Below are 15,667 nucleotides of genomic sequence, written 5' to 3'. Positions count from 1 at the left end.
CTCCTGGAAGAGGTTGAGCGAGAGGCTAGTGGGGTTACGGGAGGGTCAAGATATCGACGCCGTCGGCGGTGACCAGCATCGTGTGCTCAAACTGTGCGCTACGGCGGCGGTCCTTGGTGACAACGGTCCAGTCGTCGTCCCACATGTCCCACTCGATGGTTCCGAGGTTCAGCATCGGCTCGATGGTGAAGACCATGCCTTCCTCGATGACGGTGTTATACGCCGGGGCCGCGTCGTAGTGGGGAACGATGAGCCCTGAGTGGAACTCCCTGCCGACGCCGTGACCGGTGAAATCGCGAACGACGCCGTATCCGAAGCGAGAAGCGTATTTCTCAATGACGCGCCCAATGACGTTGAGCTCCCGGCCTGGTTTGACCGCGTTCATGGCCCGTCGAAGGCTTTCCTCCGTGCGCTCCACCAATAGCCTGGACTCTTCGTCGACGTCGCCGACGAGGAGGGTGCGGTTGGTGTCGCCGTGCATCCGATTTTTGTAGGCGGTGACATCGAGATTAATGATGTCGCCATCTTCAAGAACCGTAGAATCCGGAATTCCGTGGCAAATCACTTCATTGAGAGATGTGCACACGGATTTCCAAAAATTCTTGTAACCGAGGGTCGACGGGTACGCACCGTGGTCGCACATGTATTCGTGCACTACGCGGTCGATCTCGTCTGTGGTTCGCCCGGGTACGCAGTATTCTTCGGCCGCGACAATGGATCCTGCCGCGATCTTTCCCGCTTCACGGATGAGCTCTACTTCTTCCGGGGTGTAGAAGTTTGAGCCGGATCCTTCTTGTGCGGTGGCTTTTCCGACGTATTCGGGGCGCTCGATGGACGCCGGAACTTTGCGGGTAGGGCCGACGACGCCCGGCGTCAATGCACCTATGGGCGCGCCTCCGTTCGGGGCCGGAACGTTATGGGATCTCGTGGAAGTATTGCTGCGGGACATATAGTCAACTCTAGAACACAAGCTCGATTCAGGAGGCACATCATGAGCGTCAACGACAGCGGCGGAAGCAACCCCGACTCGCAGTTCTGGTTCAACACCTTCACCCATGAGGTCGAAGAAGGTGCCCAGTCCGACTACCGCCAGTTAATTGGTCCGTACGCCACCAGGGCAGAAGCAGAGCACGCACTAGAACGAGCCCAAGAACGCAATGAAGACTGGGACCGCTCCGACGCCGAGTGGCGAGGCGACGCCTAGCCCCGGGTGACATTTCACTCACGAAAGACGTGCGCTTCGGCAGGAAAACTGCCGTCGAGCACGTCTTTTCGGTAGGACGAGGCGGCGTCGGTGATGACCGATCGTACGTCGGCATATTTCTTGACGAACCGGGGCGTCTTGCCCGTGGTCAATCCGGCCATGTCCTGCCAGACGAGGACCTGGCCGGTGGTCGAACGACCCGCGCCGATACCTACGGTTGGGACGGTGAGTGCCTCGTCCATGGCACGAACGGCGTCTTCCGCACTCATTTCGGCCAATACCGCGAAGGCACCGGCGGCCTCCAGGGCGGTGGCATCCTCGATGAGCCGTGAAGCCGCTTCAGCCCGGCCCTGAACCCGGAATCCGCCGAGGGCGTTGGTGGACTGCGGGGTAAATCCCACGTGAGCCATCACGGGAATGCCCGCCTGCACCATGGCCCGAACGTGTTCGGCGTAGTAGGCCCCACCTTCCATCTTCACCGCGTGGGCTTCGCCTTCTTTCATGAGGAGAACGGCGCTAGCCACGGCCTGGGCTGGCGATTCCTCGTAGGTCCCAAACGGAAGATCCACGATGACAAGGGCACGTTGAGCCGCTCGGGATACCGCTCGCGTCAGGGGGATGAGCTCATCGAGGGTCACGGGAAGCGTGGATTCATAACCGAAGACGGTGTTTCCCGCCGAATCTCCGATGAGGAGGACCTCGATGCCAGCGGCGTCGAAAATCTCCGCGGTCAAGGCGTCATATGAAGTCAACATCGAGAATCGGTGACCGAGGTCTTTGCATCGCTGGAGATGAGTGGTTCTGACCCGGCGAACCGCGCTGAGCCAGTCATCGGCGTGGGGAGTCTGGTCGTCGCGGTCCTGCAAGTATGAAGCCATGTCCCTCATGATACGTATCCCGCCACTCTTCGCGGTCTGCTATCCACAAGTCGGCAATTTTCCGTAAGGAGCTCGTCGTCTCGGGATAGAGTGAGAAACGGATTCGATCGAGGTCACCGACCGCCAAGGAGAGTCATGGACCGTCAACAAGAATTTGTCCTTCGTACCATCGAGGAACGCGACGTGCGGTTTGTCCGGATGTGGTTTACGGACGTCGTCGGCACCTTGAAGTCGGTTGCCCTTGCCCCGGCCGAGGTGGAGACCGTCTTCGAAGAGGGGCTCGGTTTTGACGGTTCATCGATTGAAGGACTGTCTCGCGTCCATGAATCGGACATGTTGTTGCAGCCCGACCCCTCCACCTTTCAGCTGCTTCCGTGGCGTGGAGAGACGGAACCGACGTCGCGGATGTTTTGCGACATCTTGACCCCCGACGGCGAACCCAGCACGGCCGATCCTCGCGGAGTTCTGAAGCGCATCCTGGCTAAGGCGGGGGACATGGGTTTCACCTGCTACACCTCCCCGGAAATCGAGTTTTACCTGCTCAAGTCCCAAGAGCTGAATTCTGAGGGGCATCCCGAACCCGTAGATCGTGAAGGCTACTTCGACCACGTCTACGGCGGCGTCGTTCAAGACTTCCGTCGTCGGGCAGTCACGATGTTGGAGTCCGTCGGAATCTCCGTGGAGTTTAGCCACCATGAGGGTGGGCCCGGACAAAATGAAATTGATCTGCGACACGCAGACGCGCTTCAAACGGCCGACAACATCATGACTTTCCGTTCCGTCATCAAGGAGGTCGCATTTTCTCAAGGAATCTACGCGACCTTCATGCCCAAACCCTTCACCGAATTTCCGGGGTCGGGCATGCACACGCATTTCTCGCTTTTTGAAGGCGATACCAATGCCTTCTTCGAAGCAGGGGCCGAATACCAGCTGTCTCAGACGGCGCGTCACTTCATCGCCGGAGTCTTGCGCCATGCTCCGGAATTCACCTCTGTGACGAACCAGTTTGTTAATTCCTATAAGCGCCTCTGGGGTGGCGGAGAAGCTCCCAGCTACCTTTCGTGGGGACACAATAACCGTTCCGCACTCGTCCGGGTGCCCTTGTATAAGCCCAACAAGATGCAATCGGCCCGCATCGAATACCGAGGCGTCGATTCCGCGGTCAACCCGTACCTCGGATATGCAGTCATTTTGGCGGCAGGTCTTAAAGGCATCGAGAACGAATACCCCTTACCTGACGCCGAGGACTACGACGTCGCGTCGATGACCGCGGCGGAGCGCCGTAGCCTGGGGCACGATCCTTTGCCTTCCTCCCTGCACGACGCAATTCGTCAAACCGAAGACTCCGAATTCATGGCAGAAACGTTGGGGGAGACGGTTTTCCACCAGTTCCTGCGCAATAAGCAAGACGACTGGACCGCTTATCGCATGGAAGTGACGCCGTACGAGCTGAAGTACAACCTCGGCCTGCTCTGAGATGATGTCGGAAAATTCGGACCGTCCCCACCCCGTGATTCCCGAAGCAAAGAGACACCTCGCTGCGGTCGGTTTCAATGACCTCACCGGCGCCAGTCGGTGGTTAGAATCGCGTGAACTTGAAGGCGTGGACCAGCGTCGTCTCCTCGAGGGGCTCCGGCTCAGTCCGTCCCCTGACGTGGCCTTGAAATCGATCGTGTGGATGTTGGCCGAGGACCCGAACATCGCCCGGTATGTGGAACGGGGAGCTGATGCCGAAGGTTTCTACCGTGTCCTTGGTGCCTCCGAAGCCCTTGGTGAGTTCCTCCGGAGGCACACACAACATGTCGAGATTTTCGATGAGAATCCTGCCCCCTTGCCGGAACCCGAGGAATCGGGCCTCGCCGAGTCTTTGCGGCGCATTTTTCTGACCAGCGTGGGTGCTGACCCTGACTCGCCCTGGCCGGTCGCCCAGGTCACCGGGGAGGACGCCAAGTCGGCGGTTCGCGTGACGTATCGCGATCGTTTGACGCGAATTGCGCTGGCCGACCTCACCTCCGACGATCCCGTGTCCGATATGCCGAAGGTGGGCGCAGCTCTTGCGGATCTCGCTGGCGCCGCCATCGACGGCGCCTTGGCCGTGGCGCGTGCCGAATGCCTTTCCCAGGATCCAGAATCGAAAAATGTGGACATCTCCGTGATCGGCATGGGCAAGTGCGGAGCTAGGGAGCTGAACTATATTTCCGACGTCGACGTCATGTACGCCGTCGGACCCTCCGAGTACGTCGCCCAAGGTGAATCGACGGCGCCCGACGAAGAGACCATGATGCGTCTCGGCACCGAGATGGTGAAAGCCATGACGCCTGTGATCTACGGTGTCGGGCCGGAACCTGGACTGTGGGAAATCGACGCGAACCTTCGTCCCGAGGGCAAGGACGGCCCCTTGGTGCGAACCGTTGATTCACACCGCAGATATTACGAGCGATGGGCGGAAAACTGGGAGTTTCAGGCGCTCTTGAAGGCCCGTCCCATCGCAGGATCTCCGACCATCGGAGCCGAATACCTGGAAGCCATCTCGCCGCGCATCTGGGAGGCTTCGGGGCGAGAAAACTTCGTGGACTCCGTGCAGAGCATGCGCCGTCGAGTGACCAACAATATTCCGCAGGCCGAACGTGAGCGGCAAATTAAGTTGGGACCTGGCGGGCTCCGCGACGTCGAATTCACCGTTCAACTCTTGCAATTGGTGCACGGACGAACTGATGAAAACGTTCGCGATCGTTCGACCACCGCTGCGCTTGCGTCCCTGAGGGAACGGTCTTATGTCGGCCGAGAGCCTGCGGCTCAACTGGACCACGAGTATCGGTGGTTACGCACACTGGAGCACAGAATCCAGCTGCTTCACCTTCGTCGGACACACCTGATGCCGACGAAGGAAGCCGAACAGGCGACCGTGATGCGTGGAATGCGCGGAGTTTCCGACCGCAGTAAGGCTTCTCCAGCGGATCTCCTATCCCGGTGGAAGCGCTCGCAGCGGACCATCCGGGGTCTCCATGAACGACTATTCTTCCGACCTTTGCTGGCCGCGGTGTCCCAGCTATCTCCCGACGACGTCGCCCTCACCCCTCAGGCGGCACAAGACCGGCTTGCGGCCTTGGGTTATCTCGACCCGCGCGGGTCGATGCGCCACATCGAAGCGCTGACGAAGGGTATTTCCCGGCGCGCCGAGATCCAACGGACGATCTTGCCCGTTCTGCTTGGCTGGTTCGCTGCCGGAGTCGATCCGGATGCCGGACTTTTGGGATTTCGTCGGGTGTCCGAGTCCTTGGGGCAAACCCAGTGGTATTTGCGCATGCTGCGGGATTCTCAGGCCGCTGCGGAAAGGCTGTGCGCGATCCTGTCGAGTTCGCGGTACATCACCGATCTTCTGGAAGATGAACCGGAGTCCATTTCGTGGCTGGACCATGATGAGAAGTTGCGTCCCGTGGGATTCGAAGACCTGTGGGCCGAAATCCAGTCCAAAATGTCCAGGCATCCGGATGCTCCGTCAGCGATTCGAATGATCAGGCTGAGCCGACGCCGCGAAATTCTCCGGATCGCGCTCGGAGAGGCCTCGGGAGTGATCGGGCTAGAGGACATCATGAGTGGTTTGGCCGACATCGATCAGGCCACCATCCTGGGCGCCCTTCACGCATCTGAGCGGGAGCTCTACGAAGAAAAGGGCGAAGAAGTTCTCACCGATGTGGCAATCATCGGGATGGGCAGACAGGGCGGCCGCGAGATCGGTTACGGATCCGATGCGGACGTCATGTACGTACACCAGCCCCGAGAGGGCGTCGATGAGACCCGTGCCGTGACGCAAGCCAATGCACTGATCAATCGAAGCATGCAATTGCTGAAGATGCCGATGAAACCTGCGATACGAGCCGAGAAAGCCTTAGAAATCGATGCCGATTTACGGCCCGAAGGCAAGTCGGGGCCGATGGTAAGGACCCTCGATTCCTTCGCGGAATACTACGAGCGTTGGGCGGATACGTGGGAGTTCCAGGCACTCTTGCGCGCACGGCCCTTGGGCGGCTCCGCGGATGTGGGGGAGCGATTCATTCGGCTGGTGGATCCGTACCGGTATCCCGAAGACTTCCCAGAGGAACGGGTACGTCAGATCCAGCGGGTCAAGGCCCGGGTCGAGTCAGAACGCATGCCTCGGGGCGCGGATCCTGCACGCCAGGTCAAGCTTGGACGCGGCGGACTGAGCGACGTCGAATGGTTGGTTCAATTGATCCAACTGCTTCACGCCCACGAGAATCCTTCGCTGAAGACGACGAGCACATTGCGTGCCCTCGAGGAAGCGGTGAAACTCGGGTTGATGGACGCAGAAGACGCCGGCACCCTCGAATCCGCGTGGAAATTGGCGACGCGTATTCGTGGCGCTAACGTCCTCCGAAACGGCAGGGCCTCGGATTCCCTTCCCGGCTCTCGGAAAGACCTTGAGGCCACGGCCAGATGGTGCGGATATGAACCAGGTAGCGCTACCGAGTTGGAAGAGGACTACCTTCGGATTACTCGGCACGCCCGCGCCGTCTTTGAAAAACTCTTTTACCGGCCCCTGGATTAGACGACGATCCGTCTTCCTCGGGCCGATGATGAACCATGGAAAGCGAGAAGAACCTCGTGCGTTTCGCATCCCATATCTCGTCACTCGTTGGCGAGACACCCTTGGTCCAGCTGCAGAGCGTGACCGATGGATTATCCCCAACGGTCCTCGCCAAAATCGAGTATCTGAACCCAGGAGGATCGGTCAAGGACCGCATAGCTTGCCGAATCATTGAAACGGCCGAACGCGAAGGGCGACTGCGTCCAGGTGGAACCATCGTCGAGCCCACGAGCGGCAATACGGGAGTTGGCCTCGCGTTGATCGCCCAACAGCGTGGGTACCGCATGATCTTCGTCGTGCCCGACAAATTCGCCGGAGAGAAGGTCGACGTCTTGCGTGCCTACGGAGCCGAGGTCGTCATGACACCGGCGGACGTTCCACCGGAGGACCCCCGATCCTATTACAAGGTTTCTGATCGGCTGGCCGCTGAAATACCGGGAGCATTCAAACCCAATCAATTTGCCAACCTCAACGGCCCCAGAGCTCATTACGAAACGACTGGGCCGGAGATTTGGCGCGATACCGATGGCCGGGTCACGCATTTCGTCGCAGGTATTGGTACGGGAGGCACCATCTCCGGCACCGGACGCTACCTTCACGAGGTCTCGAACGGTACAACGATGGTGGTGGGAGCCGACCCCGAAGGATCCATTTATTCGGCGGTGGACGGGGAATCACCCCATGGCTTCTTGGTCGAAGGCGTCGGCGAGGATTATTTTCCCGACAGTTTCGACCCTGCGTCGGTGGATCGATACGAGCGGGTTTCAGACGCGGAATCTTTCGCGATGACTCGCCGGCTTGCACGGGAGGAAGGCCTTTTGGTGGGAGGCTCGAGCGGAATGGCTGTGGTCGCGGCGCTCCGAGTCGCGCAAGGTCTGGGGGAGGACGACGTCGTGGTGGTTCTCCTGCCGGATCACGGACGAGGTTACTTGAGCAAGATATATAACGACGATTGGATGACCGCTCACGGTTTCGTCGAGGGAACCTCCGTGACGTCAACCGATGGGTAGCCTCGTCACACGATTGCTCCGTCGTCGGATTGTGTTTGGATGAGATCATGGGCACATTGATCTACAACACCACGACGATCATCATGGGGGACCGCCATTTGGCGCAACTCCGGGAACAGGTGCTGCACCTGGCCAAAGTATCTTCGGAGCTGATCACGATCAAAGCTCCCAATCATGGGGGAACCATCGTGTTGTTTTATACCCCGGGTGTTCCCCTCGAATTCCGCTTTGACTCGACGGAGGGGGAAGTGCTGACCGACGCCGACCGTCGTAGAATCCATCGCTTTTTCGATGAATCGGAACGGCTGCGGACCGCATTCGTCTTCGACTAACTCTGCCTCAGCAGAGGAACCGCACCGGCCCGGTGGTGGGCCGCAATGCTTTTCGTGGCACATGAAGCGCCCTTGAGGCGAGTCAGTTGGCGAGGCGCCGTCCGCGAGCGTTGGCTAACAGGTTCGTTACCCATATTTCTCCGGAACTTTCCAGAATGAGTCGCTACGGTCAAATTCGCACACTCGTTCAAAGTTTTAAGGAGTAACAATGAACGATCTGACTATGACCAAGGAGCCGACGTCTCGAGCTGTTCGGCGGAAAATCATCCTCACCATGGTCGTGAGTATTCTGACTCTCTCTGGTGCGATTGCTCCGGCTCATGCACTCAATGGCGGAAATCGTCAGGCCGCTCCCGGTAATTCCTCCGATGTTCTTGATAGCAAGGGGAATCCTCTCATTTCGGGAAACTACTACAAGGTTTACGACAATAGCCGTAAGACGGACGTTTGTTTTCAGAATGATTTCTTCCACATGTGGACTCTTGGAGGAATTTGCCCGGGCGTGGACCCGTATTTCAAGATCACGGCTCAAGGGGCCAAGGACGGTGAGAAAATCTCTATCCACGACAGAATTAAAATAGAATCAACTACCGTCAACGAATTCTGGGGGTGGGAGCCCGTTACCGACACCTACATCATGCGATCCGAGGACAAATCAGGCACGTTCAGTATGGACTCGGACAACCTTCCCGGGCGATCCACCATTCACCTGAGGGACGATACCGTCGGTGATAGTGGGAATTTTATTGCTGATAACGATGTTCATGGATACGACCCCGAATATAAACAATATGCCGTATCGTTCTCCTTTGCGCCAAGGGAGTCGTGACGTTGGGAAGTGCCTCAGTAAATTGCTCCGTCGTCTCCAACTCTTGCTGAGCGGCGCTCTCATGATCTGTGGGCGACATGACAAATAGGGGGTAGGGCGCAGTGCCCTACCCCCTCAGTCTTGCCAGACTTGAGAGACTTTTAGACTCCGTAATAGAGCTGGAATTCCAAAGGATGCGGTACGAGAGCCAGAGGAGTCAGCTCATTCTCGCGCTTGTACGAAATCCAGGTTTCGATGAGGTCTTCGGTGAAGACGTCTCCGGCCAGCAAGAATTCATGGTCTTCTTCCAGGGCATCGAGGGCTTCACTCAAGGAGCCTGGAGCAGTCTTGATGTCCTTGGCCTCTTCCGGGGGAAGCTCGTACAGATCCTTATCGATCGGCTCCGGCGGTTCAATCCGATTGCGGATTCCGTCGAGGCCTGCCATGAGCTGCGCGGCGAAGGCCAGATAGGGGTTGCAGGAGGGATCCGGCGCACGGAATTCCAGGCGCTTGGCCTTCGGGTTGGAGCCCGTAATGGGGATGCGGATGCCGGCCGAGCGGTTGCCCTGCGAGTACACCATGTTGACCGGCGCCTCGAAGCCTTTGACCAGGCGCCGGTACGAGTTAACGGTCGGGTTGGTGAAGGCGAGAACCGCGGAGGAGTGCTGCAGGAGGCCGCCGATGTACCAGCGGGCAAGGTCAGACAGGTTGGCGTACCCGCGCTCGTCGAAGAACAGAGGTTCGCTGCCCTTCCACAGTGACTGGTGGCAATGCATGCCCGAGCCATTGTCACCGAAGACGGGCTTCGGCATGAAGGTCGCCGACTTGCCGAAGGCATCTGCAACGTTCTTGACGACGTACTTGAACTTCAGGAGGTCGTCGGCCGCCAAAGTCATGGTGTTGTACTTGTAGTTGATTTCGGCCTGTCCGGCGGCCCCTACCTCATGGTGTGAGCGTTCAACTTCCAAGCCGACCTCGTCCAGCGTGACGGAGATGGCGTCGCGCAGGTCAGCCTGCTTGTCTTGAGGGGATACCGGGAAATATCCGCCCTTCGTCAGGGTCTTATTGCCCTGGTTGCCGCCTTCTTCTTCACGGCCGGAATTCCACGGGGCTTCGTCGGAATCGACACGGTAAAAAGTGTGCTCGGGGGAGACCTGGTAGCGAACGTCCTCGAAAATGAAGAATTCAGCTTCGGACGCAAAATTGGCGACGTCGGCGATTCCCGTTGAGTTCAGGTAGGCCTCGGCACGTTCGGCAACGCCACGCGGATCGCGGTGGTAAGGCTCGCCCGTGCGGGGGTTCACGATCGAGCAGGTCAAAACAAGGGTCTTTTCAACGCGGAAAGGATCGACGAAGGCCGACTTGGGATCAGGGATCAGCTGCATGTCAGATTCGGCGATTCCCTGGAATCCACGAATGGAGGACCCATCGAAGAGCTGTCCGTTCACGAAGAAGTCATCATCCACGGACTTCGCCGGAAGGTTGAAGTGCTGCTGCACACCAGGCAGGTCGGTGAAGCGGATGTCGACGAAGACGACATCTTCATTCTGGATGTAATCCAGCACTTCTTGGGCATTTTCGAACATGGTCGGAGTTCTCCTTAGATTGCTCAACGCGATCACACCCGACAACCCTTCGAACGAGGCTGTCTGCGTGTTTTCTGTTGCTCAGGTTAAGCCTGGAACGTTGCCCTGCTGTATCTGCTATGTTTCCGGCACGTAACAGCGTGGCTCAATCCCAACGGCGCTCCGGCAACGGTGCGACCACCTGTCCCACCATAACCCGAGTCACTATGCCGTTTCGTTATCCTGGACTTTATGGCATCCACTCGAAATTCGGCCGACGGCGCTGGGTCACCCGATACCTCCCACCGCGCGACGTCCTCGGCGCGGCCCGACAGCGATTACCCTGGCAGTAGATTCGGCCGTCCGGAGACGGGGCGTGGCTCCCTCGCCAGAGTGCCACGAAGAATCGTGGCGTTGTTCATCGACTGGTTTCTCTGCCTCGGCATCACCCACCTCGTGGTGGGCGGAGGAGACTCATGGGCGCATTCGCTGATGGTATCTGGCGTCTTCTGGGTGTATCAGGGGCTTCTGGTTGGCGTCATGGGCCATTCCGTGGGGCATCTCATCTGCGGGATGCAGGTGCAAACCCTGGACGGGGAACCGGCTGGATTCGGTCGAGCCTTCATACGTGGCCTCTTGGTGACGCTCTTCATCCCGGTCTTGATCGTTGACGGCGACGGGCGTGGCCTTCACGACCGCGTCGTCGGAACGGTCCTGGTTCGCATTCGTTAGCCGGCCCAACGTCTTTCGTACACACAAAAGTGGCGGGGACCGATCGTCGTGATCGGTCCCCGCCACTTATTCAAGACACGGAATTAACGTCCGCGAAGTCCCTTACGGTCAGGGCGGGCCTTCATCGGATCCACACCCTTAGGCATCGGCATTCCCTTATTGAGCGAAGCCAGGCGGTTATTGACCGCGTGGACTTCTTGCTGAGTCAGGTTCTTCGGGTACTTCTTCATCGTCTTGGTAATTTTCTTCAAGGGAACCTGGCCCTCACCGTTACCGGACTTGATGACGTGCACGGGAACATTGGGGGCAACGCGGTTGAGCTTCTTCTTTTCCTGCGCCACCAATGAATTAACCCGACTTGCTGGGCCTTCCGTGACGAGCACGACGCCGGGCCGGCCCAAAGCGCGGAATGCGAGATCCTGGGTGCGCGGATTCACCGCGACGGGCTGTTCCTCAACAATCCAACCGCGGCGCAAGGTCGACAAGGCAGCACCGGCAGCTCCTGGCTGGCCCTCAATTTGCCCGAAGGCCGCTCGTTCGGCTCGCCTCGACAAAATGATGACGCAGGCTAGGGCAGCGACCGGAACACCGATGATGAGCCAGGTGATCCAGTTATTCAATAAGACGCCGACAAGCAGGAAGACCAGCAGAATCACGAGCGCGACGGTCAGGAGGATCCAACCAATGTTGGGATCCGACTTCCTGGTCATCGTGAAGAGCTGCTTCATCTGAGCAAAATATCCAGGCTTATCGCCCTTCTTCTTTCGCTTTTCGGCACGCTTTTCTTCACGCGTGAGCTTGCCGTTCTTGGCACTCTGTGACGACACGTTGATTTCCTCGTTGATTTTGGGTGTGGTGGCACGGGTTGCCCCGGGATTCGGGACCATTCTACGGGAGGAGAATTCCCGCGGGGAACACTACCCGGCCATGGCACGACGCCGTCGGCGGGGTTGCCGACGGCGTCGTGAAGAAAACAGGAGGCTTACAGGCCGGCTGCGACGAGAGACGACGCTTCCTGGCGGGCCGAACCGGTGTCTTCGATGTGGGCGAGATGCTCCGGAATGGGGCGGCCCATCTTCTCCATCGCCCGAGCCCAGAGGCGACCCGCACGGTAGGACGAACGAACCATTGGCCCGGCCATGACGCCCAGGAATCCGATTTCCTCGGCGGCCTGGGACAATGCCACGAATTCTTCCGGTTTAACCCATCGATCAATGGGGTGGAAGAGCGGTGACGGCCGGAGGTATTGCGTCAGCGTAATGATATCGGTTCCGGCGTCGTGAAGATCGCACAGAGCCTCATATACTTCCTCGTTGGTTTCGCCCATGCCGAGGATCAAATTGGACTTGGTGATCATCCCGCGATCTTTGCCATGCGAGATGGTATCCAGGGAACGCTCGTAGGTGAAAGCGGGGCGGATCTTTTTGAAAATCCGAGGAACGGTTTCCACGTTATGGGCGTACACCTCGGGTTTTGCATCGACGATCATGTCCAAACGATCTGGCTTGCCTTGGAAATCGGGAATCAGGATTTCCACGCCAGTGTTGGGGTTCATCTCGTGGATCGCTTCGATGGTTTTCGCATAATGTAACGCGGAACCGTCGTCGAGATCGTCACGGGCGACCCCGGTCACCGTGGCGTAGCGGAGATCCATCTTCTGGATCGAGCGGGCGACCTTCACGGGCTCCAAGGGGTCCAGAGGAGCGGGGCGACCTGTGGCGATATCGCAAAAATCGCATCGACGCGTGCACGTGTCACCCGCGATGAGGAACGTTGCCTCGCGATCTTCCCAACATTCGTAGATATTGGGACAGCCTGCTTCTTCGCACACCGTGTGTAGACCTTCGCTTCGAGCCATGCTCTTGAGCTCTTGATACTCGGGACCCATCTTTGCGGTGTTTTTCAGCCACGACGGCTTTTTCTCGATGGGGACCTGAGCATTGCGCGATTCCACGCGCAGTAGGCGGCGTCCTTCAGGGGCGATAGTCATGGATTCTCCTTCATGGTCGTGAAACCGCAACGAGGGATCGGTGCGGATCAGACCTTTGACGGTCCGACACGAGGCGTAAACGACGCAGCAAGTCGGTCTGCATTGGCCAGAAGCTCTGTCTCGACTTGGTCAACAACATCGGACGGCGAAATGTTCCGCCCCAGTTGTTCGCTGATCGTCGTGACGGAGGCATCCGTGATGCCGCACGGAATGAAGTTTGCAAAAGAACTGAGATCATTGTTGCAGTTCAGTGCGAAGCCGTGCATGGTCGTTTTCTTGGCGACGCGGATACCGATGGCGGCAATCTTCCGATCTGGTTCGATCCCTTCACCACGGACCCAAACTCCCGATCGTCCCTCAACGCGTTCACCCTTGACGCCCAAGTCGCACACGACCTTCATGAGGATCTCTTCCAAGATCCGGACGTAGCGGACCACATCGAAGGGCTCGGGAAGCTTGACGATGGGGTAACCGATCAGCATGCCGGGGCCGTGCCACGTGAGCTTCCCACCGCGATCGATGGGAACGACGTCGGTGCCGTCCTGTGGATATTCGTGCTTTTCAGTTCTTTTGCCGGCCGTATAGACCGGGGGATGTTCCAACAGAAGAACGGTGTTATCCCGTTCCTCGTTGCTGACGCTGCTGTGGATCTCTTCCTGCAGTGCGAGGGCTTCACGATAGTCCACGTACTCGGGCGCGAGACCAACCCGATTCATGACCAAAGACATGGGTTAACCCTACCGCCGGGACATGAGGCGGCTAAATCTCCAGACACGAATGTCCCGCGAAATGGTTGAAACCTGTGGATAACGTGATGAGACTCATGCCAACGGGTGTACACCTATGCGCATGACTATTGCGACAACAGGACATCCAGCCCCGTTCGGACCAGCCCTGTCTGGTTTGGAACGGTATCGGTTGATACAAAAATTGGAGCAGGAGGAAGGTCGATCCTCGTGGTACGCGAAGCTACGGGAGGCGGACCACGAGGGGCAGGTCGGTGATGCCGATGATGCCGGCGGGCTCGAGGGCAGAGTCCGGCGTCGGACCGAGATCGAGCGGCTGCTCTGTGTCTACGCACCGCCAAGCGGTGACATCGATGACCTTTCCGAGGCTGCGGCCCGATGGGGAGCCACAGTGGCCTCCGAATCGGTAGGCATGCGTCATCCGCATATCCTGTACACCCACGATGCTTCCGCCAGCGATCCATTGTGTCCGCTGATCGCCTTAGAGTTTCCCGACGGCGGAACCTTGGCCAGGTTATTGGACGCCCGCGGAAAGGTAGAACCTGGTGAGTGCGCGCAGATTGTCAATGGAGTCGGGCGGGCCTTGAGCTGGTTGCATGGGCGCGGAATCGTGCACGGAAATATTCGGCCAACCGAAGTGCACTTTTCGGTCTCGGGCGTCCCCCTCATCAAGCCGCCGTGGTCGGATCCGTGGCGGGAACGACCAGAGTCGGGTCCTGGGGCCGTGGCCTTAGAGGTTTTTGATTTCGCGGCGATGATCTGGCGAATGCTGACGGGCCGTGCTCCGGGTCCGAGTGTGTCCCGATTTCCGCTTCCTATGGTCTGCCCGTCAACGCCCCGTCCGGTCGTTGATGTCTTAGAGTCGGCCCTGAATGATTCCCCCGAGTCGAGGCCGGACGTGAGGGAGGTGGTTCTCGCCGTAACGGGGGCTTGGGAGTCGATGCCGCTACCGCTCAGGCAGGCAGCGTATCCGGAATTCGTGCGACGCCTGCCGGTGGAAAATGTTTCGGGTTCCGTTCACTCCAAAACGCAGCACACGCCACTCTGGGGTGGAATCGAACGGGTGCGTGCGGCTTCCCGCGGACGTGGAGGGGCCCGGATTTCTGATCGATCGAAACCAACAGGCGAAGAAAAAACTCGTACGGTCCCGGATGGTCAATCGTTCGTCAAGGCCAGGGTTGCTCGGAGCCTGCCCCATGGCCGGTTCCCCGCCTCGAAGCGTTCACTCATCCTGGCAGGTGCCGTTGCGATGGCTGCCGGCGGGGCAATGCTCGGCAGCCGATGGTGGGTTGAGGAGCCTCAGGCGACGAACTCCCTGGGCCACAGTCAGCCTTCAGCAGAAGCCTCCGACGGGCTCATACCCAGGCCGTCAGGCATGGAACCGGCGAAAAGTGAAAATGGCGACGAGGGGCAACTGACATCGGAGATTACCTCACTGTTTGAGGCTCGAGATAGAGCCTTGAGGGACGCCGACGCGGAAAAGATCGCCCTCTACGCGGAACGGGGTGGAGCCGTGGAGCAACAAGACCTCAAGCTCATCCAAGAACTCCACACGACAAAGACTCGGTGGCCGGACCTTCATAGCGCTGTGTCTGACATCCAGGTTGAGAAGGTCGCCGATGAACGGGCCGAAGTGGTGGTCACCCTGACGGTGACAGGCTGGAACGGCCCCACAGCCCAGGAACCGAAGCCTCAACACAACGAAGCCGGCGCCTCGTCCCAGAGAATCCGCATCGGACTGGGACGAGCCACCGGCTCGTGGAAGTTCTCGGACGTTACTCCGATGGGAACGTGAA

Annotated in this window: 14 protein-coding genes; 8 read left to right on the top strand and 6 right to left on the bottom strand. The window is 58.8% G+C overall.

Features of this window, described 5'->3' with window-relative positions; all coding sequences use genetic code 11:
• Positions 1-34: 34 nt before the first annotated feature.
• Positions 35-949, bottom strand: a complete 915-nt coding sequence (map, locus tag B9Y51_RS10460; RefSeq protein WP_048678790.1) for a type I methionyl aminopeptidase — start codon at positions 947-949, stop codon at positions 35-37.
• Positions 950-991: 42 nt separating this feature from the next.
• Between map and B9Y51_RS10455 the strand changes: the two genes are divergently transcribed.
• Entirely contained in the window at positions 992-1,204 is a 213-nt protein-coding gene (locus B9Y51_RS10455) for an SPOR domain-containing protein (protein WP_048678787.1), read from the top strand.
• Between the two features lie 14 nt (positions 1,205-1,218).
• Here B9Y51_RS10455 and panB read toward each other — a convergent pair whose 3' ends face one another.
• Complete coding sequence (gene panB, locus B9Y51_RS10450) at positions 1,219-2,082, bottom strand: 3-methyl-2-oxobutanoate hydroxymethyltransferase (RefSeq protein ID WP_245826149.1); 864 nt, start codon at positions 2,080-2,082, stop codon at positions 1,219-1,221.
• Positions 2,083-2,217: 135 nt separating this feature from the next.
• Between panB and glnA (B9Y51_RS10445) the strand changes: the two genes are divergently transcribed.
• The 5 genes from glnA (B9Y51_RS10445) to B9Y51_RS10425 all read left to right on the top strand — a co-directional run bounded on the left by glnA (B9Y51_RS10445) (position 2,218) and on the right by B9Y51_RS10425 (position 8,859).
• Positions 2,218-3,558 (top strand): type I glutamate--ammonia ligase, encoded by a 1,341-nt coding sequence (gene glnA, locus B9Y51_RS10445; RefSeq protein WP_048678786.1) that lies wholly within the window; start codon positions 2,218-2,220, stop codon positions 3,556-3,558.
• A 1-nt stretch (position 3,559) separates the two neighbouring features.
• Positions 3,560-6,649, top strand: coding sequence for a bifunctional [glutamine synthetase] adenylyltransferase/[glutamine synthetase]-adenylyl-L-tyrosine phosphorylase (locus B9Y51_RS10440; protein WP_245826147.1), 3,090 nt, complete (start codon positions 3,560-3,562; stop codon positions 6,647-6,649).
• A gap of 35 nt (positions 6,650-6,684) precedes the next feature.
• Entirely contained in the window at positions 6,685-7,698 is a 1,014-nt protein-coding gene (locus B9Y51_RS10435; RefSeq protein ID WP_245826145.1) for a pyridoxal-phosphate dependent enzyme, read from the top strand.
• Positions 7,699-7,745: 47 nt separating this feature from the next.
• Positions 7,746-8,030, top strand: coding sequence for a hypothetical protein (locus B9Y51_RS10430; RefSeq protein ID WP_048678781.1), 285 nt, complete (start codon positions 7,746-7,748; stop codon positions 8,028-8,030).
• 208 nt (positions 8,031-8,238) lie between these two features.
• Positions 8,239-8,859 (top strand): hypothetical protein, encoded by a 621-nt coding sequence (locus B9Y51_RS10425; RefSeq protein WP_085529607.1) that lies wholly within the window; start codon positions 8,239-8,241, stop codon positions 8,857-8,859.
• A 140-nt stretch (positions 8,860-8,999) separates the two neighbouring features.
• Here B9Y51_RS10425 and glnA (B9Y51_RS10420) read toward each other — a convergent pair whose 3' ends face one another.
• Positions 9,000-10,424, bottom strand: a complete 1,425-nt coding sequence (glnA, locus tag B9Y51_RS10420; RefSeq protein WP_085529606.1) for a type I glutamate--ammonia ligase — start codon at positions 10,422-10,424, stop codon at positions 9,000-9,002.
• A 231-nt stretch (positions 10,425-10,655) separates the two neighbouring features.
• On the opposite strand from glnA (B9Y51_RS10420), the gene B9Y51_RS10415 reads away from it, so the two are divergent.
• Positions 10,656-11,135, top strand: coding sequence for an RDD family protein (locus B9Y51_RS10415; protein WP_065424214.1), 480 nt, complete (start codon positions 10,656-10,658; stop codon positions 11,133-11,135).
• An 83-nt stretch (positions 11,136-11,218) separates the two neighbouring features.
• On the opposite strand, the gene B9Y51_RS10410 is transcribed toward B9Y51_RS10415, so the two are convergent.
• The 3 genes from B9Y51_RS10410 to lipB all read right to left on the bottom strand — a co-directional run bounded on the left by B9Y51_RS10410 (position 11,219) and on the right by lipB (position 13,853).
• Positions 11,219-12,022: a DUF4191 domain-containing protein gene (locus B9Y51_RS10410; RefSeq protein ID WP_082156626.1), complete on the bottom strand. Its 804-nt coding sequence runs from the start codon at positions 12,020-12,022 to the stop codon at positions 11,219-11,221.
• A 95-nt stretch (positions 12,023-12,117) separates the two neighbouring features.
• Positions 12,118-13,125, bottom strand: coding sequence for a lipoyl synthase (gene lipA, locus B9Y51_RS10405; RefSeq protein ID WP_085529605.1), 1,008 nt, complete (start codon positions 13,123-13,125; stop codon positions 12,118-12,120).
• A 47-nt stretch (positions 13,126-13,172) separates the two neighbouring features.
• On the bottom strand, positions 13,173-13,853 hold the full coding sequence (gene lipB / locus B9Y51_RS10400) for a lipoyl(octanoyl) transferase LipB (protein WP_048678555.1): 681 nt from the start codon (positions 13,851-13,853) through the stop codon (positions 13,173-13,175).
• A 121-nt stretch (positions 13,854-13,974) separates the two neighbouring features.
• Between lipB and B9Y51_RS10395 the strand changes: the two genes are divergently transcribed.
• The gene (locus B9Y51_RS10395) at positions 13,975-15,666 is read left to right on the top strand and encodes a serine/threonine-protein kinase (RefSeq protein WP_143468047.1); all 1,692 of its coding nucleotides are present in this window, start codon (positions 13,975-13,977) and stop codon (positions 15,664-15,666) included.
• Position 15,667 lies beyond the last annotated feature (1 nt).

The organism is Kocuria massiliensis, assembly GCF_900169715.1.
In the GTDB taxonomy this organism is placed as follows: domain Bacteria; phylum Actinomycetota; class Actinomycetes; order Actinomycetales; family Micrococcaceae; genus Rothia; species Rothia massiliensis.
Note: the sequence above shows the minus strand (reverse complement) of the source record. Positions and strands in the feature narration are given on the sequence as shown.

Bases quoted from the DNA above. Each gene is read 5' to 3' on its own strand.
- map (WP_048678790.1), bottom strand. From the start codon at position 949: ATGTCCCGCAGCAATACTTCCACGAGATCCCATAACGTTCCGGCCCCG.
- B9Y51_RS10455 (WP_048678787.1), top strand. From the start codon at position 992: ATGAGCGTCAACGACAGCGGCGGAAGCAACCCCGACTCGCAGTTCTGG.
- panB (WP_245826149.1), bottom strand. From the start codon at position 2,082: ATGGCTTCATACTTGCAGGACCGCGACGACCAGACTCCCCACGCCGAT.
- glnA (WP_048678786.1), top strand. From the start codon at position 2,218: ATGGACCGTCAACAAGAATTTGTCCTTCGTACCATCGAGGAACGCGAC.
- B9Y51_RS10440 (WP_245826147.1), top strand. From the start codon at position 3,560: ATGATGTCGGAAAATTCGGACCGTCCCCACCCCGTGATTCCCGAAGCA.
- B9Y51_RS10435 (WP_245826145.1), top strand. From the start codon at position 6,685: ATGGAAAGCGAGAAGAACCTCGTGCGTTTCGCATCCCATATCTCGTCA.
- B9Y51_RS10430 (WP_048678781.1), top strand. From the start codon at position 7,746: ATGGGCACATTGATCTACAACACCACGACGATCATCATGGGGGACCGC.
- B9Y51_RS10425 (WP_085529607.1), top strand. From the start codon at position 8,239: ATGAACGATCTGACTATGACCAAGGAGCCGACGTCTCGAGCTGTTCGG.
- glnA (WP_085529606.1), bottom strand. From the start codon at position 10,424: ATGTTCGAAAATGCCCAAGAAGTGCTGGATTACATCCAGAATGAAGAT.
- B9Y51_RS10415 (WP_065424214.1), top strand. From the start codon at position 10,656: ATGGCATCCACTCGAAATTCGGCCGACGGCGCTGGGTCACCCGATACC.
- B9Y51_RS10410 (WP_082156626.1), bottom strand. From the start codon at position 12,022: ATGGTCCCGAATCCCGGGGCAACCCGTGCCACCACACCCAAAATCAAC.
- lipA (WP_085529605.1), bottom strand. From the start codon at position 13,125: ATGACTATCGCCCCTGAAGGACGCCGCCTACTGCGCGTGGAATCGCGC.
- lipB (WP_048678555.1), bottom strand. From the start codon at position 13,853: ATGTCTTTGGTCATGAATCGGGTTGGTCTCGCGCCCGAGTACGTGGAC.
- B9Y51_RS10395 (WP_143468047.1), top strand. From the start codon at position 13,975: ATGACTATTGCGACAACAGGACATCCAGCCCCGTTCGGACCAGCCCTG.